Origin of the sequence: Halopseudomonas bauzanensis (genome assembly GCF_900114735.1) — a bacterium.
GTDB classification, from domain to species: Bacteria; Pseudomonadota; Gammaproteobacteria; order Pseudomonadales; family Pseudomonadaceae; genus Halopseudomonas; species Halopseudomonas bauzanensis.
In genome coordinates, this window is the sequence record NZ_FOUA01000001.1 from 261,835 (window position 1) to 275,600 (window position 13,766).

Here is a 13,766-nt window from a genome sequence, read left to right on the forward strand (position 1 = left end):
TCAGATACTCCCGATCTTTTCCCGGTTAGTCTCGATCCAGGTTAGCAACTGCGCATCTGTCATCCATTCGCTGTTGTTATCGCTCGAATAGACAAAGCCTTCCGGCACCTTCGTTCCGTCCTTGATGCGCTCGGGCGAGTTGCTCCAGTCGTTGATCACCGGCAAGATCTTGAAATGTTCGGGGTATTCGTAGGTGTAATAGGCATCTTCGGCGCTGATCATCTGCTCATGCAGTTTCTCGCCGGGGCGAATGCCGACCACTTCCTGCTTGGCGTCAGGCGCTACCACCCGGGCCAGGTCGGTGACCTTCATGGACGGAATCTTCTTCACGTAGATCTCACCACCGACCATATCCTCAAAGGCATGCCATACCAGATCCACGCCTTCTTCCAGCGAAATCATGAAGCGGGTCATCCGCTCATCGGTGATTGGCAGTACACCTTTGTCCATAATGGACATGAAAAACGGAATGACCGAGCCACGCGAGCCCATGACATTCCCATACCGCACCACAGAAAAGCGGGTACCGTGCTCGCCGGAGTAGGCGTTACCCGCAACGAACAGTTTGTCGGACGTCAACTTGGTGGCACCGTACAGGTTGATCGGACTGCTGGCTTTGTCGGTAGACAGGGCAACCACCCCTTTCACGCCTTTGTCGATACAGGCATCAATCAGATTCATCGCGCCCAGCACGTTGGTCTTGATGCACTCAAAGGGGTTGTACTCGGCGGTCGGCACGATCTTGGTCGCCGCCGCATGGACCACATAATCCACACCATCCAGGGCACGGTACAGGCGCTCCTTATCGCGCACGTCACCAATGAAGAAACGAATGCGTGGATCATCTGCAAACTTCTTCGCCATGTCCCATTGCTTCATCTCGTCACGGGAAAAGATGATGATTTTCTTGGGGTTATATCTGGCCAGCGTCATGGGCACGAAGGTGTTACCGAAGGAGCCAGTGCCGCCGGTGATGAGGATAGTAGAATCTTTTAACATCAGGTATTTCCCTTAAAAATCAATCAGAAACATATGGTGTGAAAACTATATCAAAATGTCCATATTCCACGAGCATCAACAATTTCTTTACTCATTAAATCTGAAGCCAAAACTTCTTTAAACTCTTTATGGTCAACTAGCAACAAAACAATGTCCGATTCAGCCAAGCTTTCTTTGAGAGAAACTAGCTGGAGAATACCACCAAGCGAGGAAGGCAATTCTTTAATATTCGGCTCTACCGCTAAAACCGGGCCAGAGTGCAGCTCGGCGATTGCCCTTGTTATCGCAACAGCGGGACTCTCCCTTAAATCATCAATATCTGGCTTAAACGAAAGACCGAAACATCCTATCGTAATATCATTAGCAGTTTTGCTAGGATTGTCCTTTAGGAGCTCCGCAACACAGCTCTTGACTTTATCCATGACCCATAGCGGCTTCCCATCATTTACTTCTCGCGCAGTCTTAATCAGCCTGGCCTCTTCCGGCGTTTTGCTGACAATAAACCACGGGTCTACAGCAATGCAGTGTCCGCCTACACCCGGCCCCGGCTGAAGAATATTTACTCGTGGGTGGCGATTAGCGAGTCTTATTAATTCCCACACATTAATTTCGAGCTTGTCGCAAATTATTGAAAGCTCATTGGCAAATGCAATATTAACGTCTCGAAAGCTGTTCTCGGTTAGTTTGCACATTTCAGCTGTACGAGCATTAGTGATTACACACTCGCCTTCAACGAATATCTTGTATAAATTACAGGCAGCTTCCGAGCACATAGGGGTCATACCACCGATTACACGATCATTTTGGACAAGCTCACGTATTACATGACCAGGCAGCACTCGCTCAGGACAATGAGCAACTCGGATATCCGAGCTTTCTCCATGGGTCTGCGGGAAAGTCAGATCAGACCGCGCCTCGCTCAGCCAAGCAGCCATCTGCTCGGTGGCACCAACAGGGGAAGTGGATTCCAAAATAACCAGATCCCCTTTCTTCAATACAGGGGCAATCGCTTTGCTTGCAGATTCGATGTAGGTGAGATCGGGCTCGTGGTTATCGTTCTTGAAAGGGGTAGGGACGGCAATCAGGAATGCATCGGCTGGCTCTGGTGTGGCAGTGGCTTTCAGGTAGCCTTCCTTCACTGCAGCGTGGACCACCATATCCAGCTCTGGCTCAACAATGTGGATTTCACCACGATTGATAGTATCGATCGCATGTTGATTTACGTCTACGCCGATTACTTTTATCTTGCGGGATGCGAATACAGCAGCAGTCGGGAGACCGATATAGCCGAGACCGATTACAGAGATCGTATTGAATTGCATGGTAGGTCCTGATGGTTTGTACTGAATTCCCGTCTACGCGGGGTGACGAAGTTATTCATTCAGAAACACTTCTACGCCAGTCACTGTTTCCAGCTGAGCAGTGTTTCTTTTATGCGGTTGCAGGCTTGACCATCGCCATAAGGGTTGTGTGCAAAGGCCATGGCGTCATAAGCAGCTTTATTGGTGAGCAGCTCATCAAGGGAGTTCGTGATTGCTTTTATATCTGTTCCTACCAGCCTCACGGTCCCTGCATCGACAGCTTCGGGCCTTTCTGTTGTGTCACGCATGACCAGAACAGGCTTGCCAAGCGAGGGGGCTTCTTCCTGAATACCGCCGGAGTCAGTCAGGATAATATGAGCGCGGTTCATCAGATACACAAATGGGAGATAGTCCAGCGGCTCTATCAGGTGAACATTATCTATTCCCTTCAGTAGCCGGTTGACCGGCTCCCGAACATTTGGATTCAGATGTACCGGATAAACGACCTGCACGTCTTCGTGTTTCTTCGCGGTATCAACCAGGGACTGGCAAATCCGCTCAAAGCCCCCGCCGAAGCTTTCACGCCTGTGACCGGTGACCAGCACTAAACGTTTGCTGTTATCTAGAAAGCTGAATTGCTCGCAGAATTTCTGTTGCAATTCGGCATTGCTATCCAGTTTGGCGATAACTTCCAATAGGGCATCGATGACCGTATTGCCAGTAGTGTGAATGATCGATTGGCTGACACCTTCCTTCAGAAGGTTCTGGGCTGACGCGCCTGTAGGCGCAAAATGCAGCGTCGCAAGTGCACCCGTCAGCTTGCGATTGGCCTCTTCCGGCCAGGGGGAATAGATATTGCCAGTACGCAACCCTGCTTCAACATGGCCTACCGGGATTTGTTGATAATAAGCAGCCAGCGTAGCGGCGAAAGTAGTTGCCGTGTCGCCGTGAACCAGCACGATATCAGGCTTAACTTCGCTCAGGACTGTTTTCAATCCCTGCAAAATAGCCGTAGTAACGTCCGTCAGATCCTGGCCGGCTTTCATGATATTCAGATCATAATCTGGCTTCAGTTCAAACAGCTCTAACACTTGATCCAGCATTTCTCTGTGCTGGCCGGTTACGCAGACTTTTGCGTCGAACCTGTCGTCTTCTGCCAATTGGAGTGCCAAGGGTGCCATTTTTATGGCTTCTGGCCTGGTGCCGAATACGCACAGGGTTTTGAGCTTATTCATTGGTCTACCTTTTTGCTTGGCAGGGCTTTGTCCTGCTTTCATCGAGCTGGTGCTCGACGCTCCCAGAAAAGGGAGCATCGGAGCGATTGATTATTCCACTGTGACGGACTTGGCTAGGTTTCTGGGCTTGTCTACGTCAGTGCCTTTTACCAATGCCACATGATAACTGAGCAGTTGCAGCGGCAGGGTGTAAATGATCGGCGACACGCTTTCGTATACCCAGGGCATTTTGATGTGAGTGATGCCTTCGCCATTGTCCAGCTCCGCCCTTTCGCAGGCAAAATTGATCAATTGGCCACCACGGGCGCGAACTTCCTGGAGATTGGATTTGAGCTTTTCCAGCAGGCTGTCGCTGGGGGCAACGCTGACGACAGGCATATCTTCATCCACCAGCGCCAAGGGCCCATGTTTGAGCTCGCCAGCGGCGTAGGCTTCGGCATGGATGTAGGAGATTTCCTTGAGCTTGAGCGCACCTTCCATAGCGATGGGGTAATGAGTACCGCGGCCGAGGAATAATGCGTGATGCTTGTTGGCAAAGCTTGCAGCCAGGGCTTCGATTTCGCCATTCAGCTCAAGAGTTTGCGCAGTGAGCGCCGGCAGGTTGCGCAGTGCGCGCACGTTGGCGGCAATCAGCTCGTTAGCGCGACCACGTTCCTGAGCCAGAGCGGTAGTCAACCACAGCAGCGCCACCAATTGGGTGGTAAAGGCCTTGGTAGAGGCCACACCGATCTCCGGGCCAGCCTGGGTCAGCAAGCGCCAATCCGCTTCGCGCACCAAAGAGCTCCCGGCCACATTGCAGATGGCCAGGGTGCTGAGGTAGCCCTGGGACTTGGCGTGGCGCAGCGCGGCCAGGGTGTCGGCAGTTTCCCCTGATTGGGAGATGGTAATAAGGAGAGTATTTGTCGGTACCGCGACCTGGCGATAGCGAAACTCGCTGGCCACTTCCACCTGGCACGGCAGGCCGGCCTGCTCTTCGATCCAGTAGCTGGCAACCAATCCGGCATGGTAGCTGGTACCGCAGGCAACGATGTGGATGTTCTCGATATCCTTGAGGCGGGTTTCAGCATCTGGCCCGAGGGTGGCGGTGAGAACGTGATCATCACCCAGGATGCCGCTCAGGGTATTAGCGATGGCAACGGGCTGCTCATGAATTTCCTTGAGCATGTAATGACGGTATTCACCCTTGTCCAGGCTATGCGCAGCATGCTCATAACGCAGCACCGCATATTCCATCGGCACGTTCTGCTTGTTCCAGATTTCCCGGCTTTCCAGGGTCAGGCGGGCGTGGTCACCTTCGTCCAGATAGATGAACTGGTCAGTTACCTGCAGCAGGGCCAGCGGGTCGGAAGCAATAAAGCGCTCTTCACTGCCTTCACCAATGACCAACGGGCTACCCATCCGGGCACAATAGAGCGTATCGGGTTCATCCTGGTGAATGACGCCCAGCGCATAAGCGCCGTGCAGCTCTGTCAGGGTGGTACGGAAGGCGCAAAGCAGGTTCTGCTTTTGCTTGTAGTTGTGGGCCAGCAGGTGGGCGACAACTTCGGTGTCGGTATCAGAAGTGAACGTGTAGCCCAGGTCCGTCAGCTTCTTACGCAGGGTATTGTGGTTTTCGATAATGCCATTGTGGACGACGGCCAGGCGCTCGGACAGGTGCGGGTGGGCGTTGTGTTCGGCTGGCTTGCCGTGGGTGGCCCAGCGGGTGTGGGCGATGCCCAGGTGACCGTGGGCTGGCGACAGTTCCAGGGCATTTTCCAGCTCTGCCACCTTGCCGGCAGCGCGTACGCGCTTGATGCCGTTGCCGGTAGCCAGTACGGCCACACCGGCTGAGTCGTAGCCGCGGTATTCAAGGCGGCGCAAGCCTTCAATAAGGATGGGAGTGATGTTGCGTTTGGCTACTGCACCTACGATTCCGCACATATATTCTTCCTGCTGGATGCTGTGTTTTGTGTTTCAGTCGAACTATGACTGCGTGTGCATCCGTGCCCCGTTATGGCGCTCTCACGCTGGCCTTGGCCACGCTACCGCCCCAAGATTTGATGTCGATCTCTTGAGGACATATCCATTTTCAGATTTTGACGCCGACATATTGGCGCAGCGGCTCTAAGACCGCGCCAGTTTCGGAATGTTCAGATTGATTTGAGTTGCTGTATTGGTATACGGATCTGCTGTTCACGGTGCAGCATAGTTAGCAAAATGATGGCACGCTCGTCACCGTCAGACTTGCAGAAGATAGCATCCAGATCTTTGAAGGGGCCTTCAGTCACCATTACTTTGCCACCTTCTTCAAACAGGGGCCTGCCATGAATAGTGGCCAATCGCGACTGCAAGTTATCAATTATCTCGTCCGCTACCGCCAGAGGTTCGTTAGCAAAGGTCACCAGCCGCAGCACCCCGCGGGTAGAGCGGATGCTGTGCCAGTTGTCGGTGAGCCTGCACAGGTTTATGAAAAGATAACCGGGAAATAGTGGCTGTTTTGTGACAACTTTCTTGCCCTGCTGGATCTTCTCTACCGTATGCACAGGGCAATAACAGGGAAAGTGTTGGTTGCGCAGGTTCTCAGCGGCTCTGGCTTCCTGCCGTGGTTTGCACTGGATGAGATACCATTGTGCTGCTGCAGAGTCTTTAGCCACGTTACTTTTCCTTTTTTCTAGCGCGGCTCTCGGAAAAGGCATCTTGTTAATGCCGCCGACCATGTCGCAAGGGCTGAGATATTACTCAGCCTAGGCTGACTGTTACAAGTCCTGAACACCTCTATCACAGGACTTTTCGTGTACTACAGCTGCTCTAACATTCGCATATTTATCTTGCAACTGTCTTTTGGTTATATGCCATCACTCGCCGGGAATAAGGATTTCAAACATATGTTTACATGATCTCGCTTTTTCCCCCAGCTTCGCCGCCAGCGCTTGCTTGGCGCCCCTGTCACCATGCACCAACCGCACCTCCGCTGGCCAGTGGCGCATGCGAGTGACAAAGTTGACCAAGCCTTTTTGATCGGCGTGTGCTGAGTATCCACCCAGGGTAGTCACCCCAGCGCGAATGTTGAGCCGCTCCCCCTCCACGTCCACATAACCGCCCTGCGGGCCGTATTGCTGAACGGCCCGTCCTGGAGTACCTGCAGCCTGATAACCGGTGAAGATAATATTGTGCCGGGGCTCCTCCAGCATGGCCTTCAGATAGTTGACGATGCGGCCTGCACTGCACATGCCGTTACCGGTAATGACGATAGCCGGCTGGCGGGTCTGAGCCAGGCGATTGACCATGGCCTGGTGCTGGGCGTGCGTATTGACCGTGAGCAACTGATCGAAGCCCAGCGGTTTGTGTCCCTTGGCCACACGAGCCAGTGCTTCCCTGGCCCAATAGGGTTTTAGTTCGCGATAAAGCTGGGTGAAGCGACTGGCCAGCGGCGCGTCAAGGATGATCGGCATCTGGCTCCAGTCACCCTTCTGGCTGGAGATAATGCTTTCCAGTTCGTAAAGTAACTCCTGGGTGCGACCAATGCTAAACGCCGGAATGAGCACCGTACCGCCATCGGCCAGCGCCTGCTCCAGTGCCGCTTGAAAGCGTTGACGGCGCGTGCGGCGGTCTTCGTGCAGGCGGTCGCCGTAGGTGCTTTCCAGCACCACTACATCGGCACGGTAGGGGATGTCGGGTGGCGGCAGCAAAGGGGCATGGGGCGCCCCTAGATCGCCGGAAAAGATGATACGACGGCTGCGATTTTCCTTTGGGTAGTACACATCAAATTCTACCCAGGCGGAACCAAGAATGTGTCCAGCCCGCTGAAAGCGGACTTTGCAGCGCAGATCGGGTTGCTCGATCAGGGTTGTCCATTCCCGGTAGGGCTTGCCGTTGAGCATGGGCTGGACCAGCTTGATAAAGCGCTCGGCCAATTGAGCGTCACGCTGGATGCCGACCATGAAGGCATCTTCCAGCACGGTGGGCAGCAGCTTGGCAGAGGGCTCGGTGCAGTAGATAGGGGCATTGAACCCGGCGGCCAACAGCCAGGGCAGTCTGCCGACGTGGTCTATGTGAACATGGGTAAGCACCAGGGCTTGCACGCTGCCTAACGGGAATTCGATGCTGAGATCGTTGGCTTTGGCGCCTCGTTTGGAGGCTTCTGCCCCCTGGAACAGCCCGCAGTCGATCAACACGCTGACGGTTGGGCTCAGGTGGAGCTGATGGCAGGAGCCGGTGACGCCGCTCGTGGCACCGTGGTGTTCGATGTGGGGGTAGTGGGTCATGGAAGTCCTTTTTTTGTTTTTGGTTATTGCGCCCCGGGTCGTGCTTGGGTGTTGCGCTTGAGAAAGCGTACCGTAAGGAGGCCGCGGGCCGGGGTGGTGGCTTTGCAGACTGTGGTCGAGTAGACATTTTTAGAACAATTGAGCTGCCGTCATTAAAGTGGCATATACGCCGGGCATGCTTCAGCACTTCTTGACCTTGATAGGGGTTCTATCTACAGTTGCGAACTTGATCGCCTGCCTATTTACGGATGCCACGGTACTGCATGTTCAAATCTATTCTGGTTGTTTGTGTGGGCAATATTTGCCGTAGCCCCACTGGCGAAGCCCTGTTAAAACAGAAGTTGGCAGGAAAAGACATAACCATAAGCTCAGCGGGGCTTGGCGCACTGGTTGGCAAGCCGGTGGATGTTACTGCTGCGGAGTTTCTCGACACCGCGGGCTGCCCGCTCCCTGACCACCAGGCTCGCCAACTCACTCCCGAGATGTTGCGTGAGGCTGACCTGGTGTTGGCAATGGAGCAACGCCACCTGCAATCTATCCATTCACTCGCGCCTGAAGCACGGGGTAAAACTTTTTTGTTCTCCAAGTGGTCTGATGGGCGGGATGTGCCTGACCCCTACCGTCAGCAGCGCCCCGCTTTTGAGCATGTGTTCAAGATTCTGGATAACGCCGCCACTGCCTGGTTGCCTTATCTCAAGTGATGTTTTTTCAGTTATAGAGAGCCCCTGATGCAGAATACGCCTGCCGTTGCGCCACCTAAATCCAGTGATGAAATCGATCTATTGGCGCTGCTGGGCGCGCTGCTGGACAACAAGGCCATCATCATTGCCTGTACCGTCTTCTTTGCCGTAGTAGGTATTGCCTATGCGGTGTTGAGTACACCGGTCTACCAGGCCAATGGCATGATCCAAATTGAAGAGAAATCCTCCGGTGTTGGCAGCTTGCTGGGTGACAGTGAAATGTTCGCAACCAGCTCTCCCGCCGTAACCGAGATTGAGTTGCTCAAGTCCCGCCAGGTGATTGGCCAGGCTGTGGACAACCTCAAGCTGACCATTGTTGCCGAACCGAAACTGTTCCCGGTGATTGGTCCCTTTATGCACCGCCGCTTTCAGGCCGAGCCTGAGCAGCCCGTGGCCAGCGCCTTTCTCGGCTTTGGCAGCTTTGCCTGGGGTGGCGAGCGTATTGATATATTCCAGCTTGACGTATCGCCCGCTTATGAGGGAGAACCCCTGGTCCTGGTCGCGGGTGAAAATGGCGCTTATACCCTTTTCAATGAAGCTAGCCAGGAGCTGGTGACCGGTACAGTAGGTGAAGCTGTAGACGTTAATGGCATCAAGATTCAGGTGGCCGAGTTGATTGCCCGCCCCGGCACAGAGTTTGACGTCGTGAAACGCGGCCGATTGAGCACCATTCTGAGCCTCCAGCGCGAGATCGCAGCCAGTGAGAGAGGCAAGGACTCCGGCATAATGACTGTTGCACTTCAACATACCAAGCCTGCCTTCGCTATGGCAGTGCTGGATGAAGTCAGCCGGCTGTATGTGCGCCAGAATGTCGAGCGAAAGTCCGCCGAGGCCCAGCAGAGCCTGGAGTTCCTGACCGACCAGCTACCAAAGGTACGCAAGGATCTGGAACAGGCCGAGAGTGCGTTGAATGCCTACCAGGCCAGCGCGGGTTCGGTGGATATCACCATCGAAACCCAATCCGTATTGAACCAAGTCGTAGAGTTGGAAGCGGCCATTTCCGAACTCACCCTCAAGCGCGAAGAGCTGCAACGCCGCTTTACCCGCGACCACCCCAGCTATCAGGCGCTGATGAGCCAGATGGGCCAGCTGGAGAACCGGCGGGACCGTCTGCTGGAAGAAGTCGGCGGCCTGCCGGAAACCCAGCAAGAGCTGCTGCGCCTGACCCGCGATGTGCAGGTGAGTACCGAGATCTACACCCAGATGCTGAACAAATCCCAGGAGCTGGACGTGATGCGTGCCGGTACCGTGGGCAATGTGCGCATTATTGACACTGCCGCCGTGGATACCAGCGCGCCGGTCAAACCGAAGAAGCCCTTAATCGTGGTGCTGGCTACCCTGCTGGGTGGCATGCTGGGCGTCGCTATCGCCCTGCTCCGCCATGCGCTGAACCGTGGCATCGAGAACCCCGAGCTGATTGAACAGATCGGCTTGCCGGTCTATGCCTCAATACCTTTCAGTAAGGACCAGGAAGTTATGGAGCGCGGCTTCAAGGGCAAGCCCTCACATGTACAAGGGTCCCATTTGCTCGCGGCTACCAACCCGGCGGATCTGTCGATCGAGGCGCTGCGCAGCCTGCGCACGAGCTTGCACTTCGCCATGATGGAAGCGAAGAATAATGTCCTGATGATCTCCGGCCCCAGCCCAGGGGTAGGCAAGTCCTTCGTGTCTGCCAACCTGGCAGCCATCGTGGCCCAGAGTGGCCAGAAGGTGGTGCTGGTCGATGCCGATATGCGCAAGGGTTACCTGCACAAACTGGTCAACATGAGCCCGGATGCTGGCCTGTCGGGTTTGCTGGTGCATACCCACACCCTGGCGGATGTAATGCATAAGACCGAGGTGGAGGGCATGCACTTCATCAGCCGGGGTACCATTCCGCCAAACCCATCTGAACTGTTGATGCATTCCAATTTCCAGGCCCTGCTGGATCAACTCAGTTCGATGTATGACCTTGTCATTGTCGATACACCGCCTATTCTTGCAGTGACCGATGCTGCCCTGGTCGGCAGGCTGGCGGGCACCAGCCTGATTGTGACCCGCTTTGGCCTGAACCCGGTGAAGGAAGTGGAGCTGACCGTACAGCGCTTCCGCAATAACGGTATCGAGATCAAGGGCGCCATCTTCAATGCGGTACAGAAGAAGGCAGCAGCATACGGCTACGGTAATTACGGCTATTATCAGTACGAATACAAGTCGGACGCCAAATAAATCAGTTTGCAATATGGAACCATTATGATTTAGTGGGTTCCCATGGGTAACCAAGTCGGTATAATCCGACAGACACGAACTTTTAAGGAGTCGAGATATGAAAAAACAAGCAATCGCATTGGTGGCCAGTGGTCTTCTGCTCGCCTCCGGTCTTACTTTCGCTCAGCAGGACGCTCCTGCTGAAACAGGCGCACCGGCAGCTGCTGCTGGTACCAATGCAGGTGCAGGTGCAGGTGCAGCTGAAGGCACTCTGGGCTCCTACGGTGGCGTAGCACTGGGTGTTGCGGCTGTGGGCCTGGCTGTAGCAGCGGCTTCCGATAGCGACAGCAGCGGCGGCACTTCTACATCGACAAGTACTGCCACCCAGACCAACTGATTTATCGTTGCGGCTGGAAAGAGCCACCTGAAACCTTGCTTCAGGTGGCTTTTTTTTACTTGGAACACCACGGAAGAATACCAATCATGATCCGATTCCCGCTTGTCGCTCTGGGCGCCTCCACCCTTCTCCTCCAGGCTTGCATGTTCTCCCCCGGGATGCACATGGACACCGACCGCCTGATCAGTCAGGATTCCGCTGAAAACAGCATGGTGGAAATGGTCCAGATCACGCCCAAGCTGATCGCTCAGGATCAGGCTGTCAATGACAGACTGGCAGTACCTCAGGCGCTGCTTGACTATTCCCCGGAAAATTACCGGATCGGCGCTAACGATGCGCTGTTTATCACTGTTTGGGACCATCCCGAGCTGACCATTCCCGGTGGCCAACAACAACCCTCCAGTGCCAACGCCCGGGTAGTGCGGGATGATGGCACGCTGTTTTACCCCTTTATCGGCAATGTGCATGTAGCGGGCAAGACCCTAGAAGAACTGCGTGAGATCATTGCCACCCGCTTGGCGCGCTATATCGAACAGCCCCAGGTTGACGTTAACGTCATCGAATACAACAGCCAGAAGATCTATTTCAGCGGCGCCTTCGAGAATGCCGGCATCCTGCCGGTGAATGCGCAACGGTTGACGCTGCTGGAAGCAGTAGGCCAGGCCGGCATCAATCCCCAGACTGCTGATCTGTCCAACCTGCAGATCATCCGCGATGGCGTGACCTATCGCCTGGACTATGACCGCCTGACCAGCATGCCGAGCCGCATTGGCGACGTGTACCTGCGCCCTGGCGATAAGGTGCATATGGGTCTGAACGACTCCCGCAAGATACTGGTTATGGGCGAGATTGGTCGCCCTGGCGCAATACCTTACCGCACCAGCAAGATGACTCTTAGCGAAGTGCTGGGTACCGTCGGCGGCCCTTCGCCGCTGAGTTCCAGTGGCAAAGAAGTGTATGTGATTCGCGGCGTCGAGAATATCGAGAACGAGAAGGCGACCGTGTTCCAGCTCAATGCCCAGTCACCTTCGGCGTTCATTCTGGCTAATCAGTTCGAGATGCAGCCACAAGATGTGGTCTTTGTGGGTGCTGCAGGCGTGACGCGCTGGAACCGCTTTATCAGCCAGCTGCTGCCCACTGCCACCATTCTCTATACCGGTGCCAGAACGGAAGATGAAGTAAGAAGCAACAACTGAGGACGCCCCGGTGAAGACCTTTTTACGTACGGTCGTACTGGGCATGGCCATGGCTGGCATGACCGGGTGCAATTCGCTGTCAGGCGATGCCCTGCAAACCATGAAGCTGGCCATATCCGGGCCTGAGTCGCCAATTACCGTTGACAAGGTGCACGCCGTCAACGGCCCGGCGCTGGCTGTCCGCCTGGGCGCGGCCGAGGCGATGCTGGTCAGCAATGGTACCGGCACCGGCCTGGTCGAGTGGTACGGCAATACGGAGATGCTGCTCACGCAGCATGGGCGTGTTACCCGGACGGCTGGGCTGCCCGCCGACATCATCGCGCCGCTGGTGGCAGGCGACCCCTTCAATGCTGGCTTGCTGAACGTGGCCGATGGCACCGAGGTTGTTCGCCTGGTGGATTACCCCGCTCAATACCAGACCGGCCTGCGCCAGTATGCGCGCTATAAGCGTGGCCCCGTTGAAACCATCGAATACATGGGGCAACGCCACCAGCTGCAGCGCGTGGATGAGCATATCCGCATGCCGGAGCTGGGCTTCAAGGCCACCAATCATTATTGGCTGGAGCCGGACACCGGGCTGGTGCGCCGCAGCGTTCAACACTTTGCTCCGGACCTGCCACCCTTGCGCCTTACTCTGCTGAAAACCGCTGGGGGTCAATCATGATCACCCTGCGCTCTCTTCGTCGCGCTGCCATGGCGGCGCTATTCGCCGGTTCGCTGGCCGCCCCCCTCGCTGCTGACACCATTTATATCGATGGCGCGGTGTTGAAGCCCGGTGAGTATCAATGGCGCCAAGGCGCTCGCCTGCATGACGCGGTAGTGGCCGGTCAGGTGAGTGCCCAGGCCTGGCCGTTGGGTGCCGCCCTGCTGCGCCAGAGCGCCATTGAGCCACAACAGCGCCTGAAGGCTGGTGTGTTGTACGAGTTGCGAGCCAATGGCTTGTATGCCCGAGGCGAGAATAACGCTGAGCTGCAACAATTGCTCGAGCGCATGGAATCCCTCGTCGAGCGCCTGCCCGTTACCGGGCGGGTCGTCGCTGAGCTGGACCCTTTCCAATTGCTGCTCGCCAGCAAGAATGATTTGCTCGAAGCGGGCGATGAGCTGGTCTACCCCCGCCGTCCGAGCACTATCCGGGTGCTGGGTGCCGTGGCTGCCAATTGTCAATTGCCCTTCGATGCCGGCTTGCGCCTCAAGGACTACCTGCGGCAATGCCCACTCCATGCCTCGGCTGGTCGCGACTATGTGCATGTGATTCAACCCGATGGCACCACCGAGCGGGTGGGCATTGCCCACTGGAATCAGCAACCGGTCACGCTGGCCGTTGGGGCGATCATTTACGTGCCCGTAAACTCCGCCGCCCTGTCACCGGATGCCCGGGACTTGAATAAGGATATGGCAGCGCTGCTGGCTACCCAGTACAGCCTGGGAGGCCGTTATAGTGAGTAAGTCTTTGCATAAACAGGCAGC

12 protein-coding genes are annotated in these 13,766 nt (G+C 55.5%); 6 read left to right on the plus strand and 6 right to left on the minus strand.

The genetic code is table 11. The features are described from left to right. From pseB to BM267_RS01275, 6 genes are all read right to left on the minus strand, one after another. A complete protein-coding gene (gene pseB, locus BM267_RS01250; RefSeq protein WP_074778341.1) occupies positions 1-999 on the minus strand; it encodes a UDP-N-acetylglucosamine 4,6-dehydratase (inverting) in 999 nt (332 codons plus the stop codon). Between the two features lie 50 nt (positions 1,000-1,049). After that, complete coding sequence (gene wecC / locus BM267_RS01255) at positions 1,050-2,321, minus strand: UDP-N-acetyl-D-mannosamine dehydrogenase (protein WP_074778339.1); 1,272 nt, start codon at positions 2,319-2,321, stop codon at positions 1,050-1,052. A gap of 80 nt (positions 2,322-2,401) precedes the next feature. Next, positions 2,402-3,535, minus strand: coding sequence for a non-hydrolyzing UDP-N-acetylglucosamine 2-epimerase (wecB, locus tag BM267_RS01260; RefSeq protein ID WP_074778337.1), 1,134 nt, complete (start codon positions 3,533-3,535; stop codon positions 2,402-2,404). 90 nt (positions 3,536-3,625) lie between these two features. Then, positions 3,626-5,455, minus strand: coding sequence for a glutamine--fructose-6-phosphate transaminase (isomerizing) (gene glmS, locus BM267_RS01265; protein ID WP_074778335.1), 1,830 nt, complete (start codon positions 5,453-5,455; stop codon positions 3,626-3,628). Positions 5,456-5,664: 209 nt separating this feature from the next. Then, positions 5,665-6,168: a transcription/translation regulatory transformer protein RfaH gene (gene rfaH, locus BM267_RS01270; RefSeq protein ID WP_074778333.1), complete on the minus strand. Its 504-nt coding sequence runs from the start codon at positions 6,166-6,168 to the stop codon at positions 5,665-5,667. Positions 6,169-6,369: 201 nt separating this feature from the next. Then, entirely contained in the window at positions 6,370-7,779 is a 1,410-nt protein-coding gene (locus BM267_RS01275; protein ID WP_083392402.1) for an MBL fold metallo-hydrolase RNA specificity domain-containing protein, read from the minus strand. A 263-nt stretch (positions 7,780-8,042) separates the two neighbouring features. Between BM267_RS01275 and BM267_RS01280 the strand changes: the two genes are divergently transcribed. From BM267_RS01280 to BM267_RS01305, 6 genes are all read left to right on the plus strand, one after another. Next, positions 8,043-8,480 carry a low molecular weight protein-tyrosine-phosphatase gene (locus BM267_RS01280; protein ID WP_074778329.1) on the plus strand — a complete coding sequence of 146 codons (438 nt, stop codon included), beginning with the start codon at positions 8,043-8,045 and terminating at the stop codon, positions 8,478-8,480. Between the two features lie 27 nt (positions 8,481-8,507). Next, positions 8,508-10,727 (plus strand): polysaccharide biosynthesis tyrosine autokinase, encoded by a 2,220-nt coding sequence (locus BM267_RS01285; protein ID WP_074778327.1) that lies wholly within the window; start codon positions 8,508-8,510, stop codon positions 10,725-10,727. 97 nt (positions 10,728-10,824) lie between these two features. Then, the gene (locus BM267_RS01290) at positions 10,825-11,103 is read left to right on the plus strand and encodes a hypothetical protein (RefSeq protein ID WP_074778325.1); all 279 of its coding nucleotides are present in this window, start codon (positions 10,825-10,827) and stop codon (positions 11,101-11,103) included. Positions 11,104-11,267: 164 nt separating this feature from the next. Then, the gene (locus BM267_RS01295) at positions 11,268-12,299 is read left to right on the plus strand and encodes a polysaccharide biosynthesis/export family protein (RefSeq protein WP_328586256.1); all 1,032 of its coding nucleotides are present in this window, start codon (positions 11,268-11,270) and stop codon (positions 12,297-12,299) included. Positions 12,300-12,309: 10 nt separating this feature from the next. Then, a complete protein-coding gene (locus BM267_RS01300; RefSeq protein ID WP_074778321.1) occupies positions 12,310-12,963 on the plus strand; it encodes a YjbF family lipoprotein in 654 nt (217 codons plus the stop codon). Beyond that, on the plus strand, positions 12,960-13,745 hold the full coding sequence (locus BM267_RS01305; protein WP_083392401.1) for a capsule biosynthesis GfcC family protein: 786 nt from the start codon (positions 12,960-12,962) through the stop codon (positions 13,743-13,745). The genes BM267_RS01300 and BM267_RS01305 overlap by 4 nt, the downstream gene beginning before the upstream one ends. Positions 13,746-13,766: the final 21 nt, after the last annotated feature.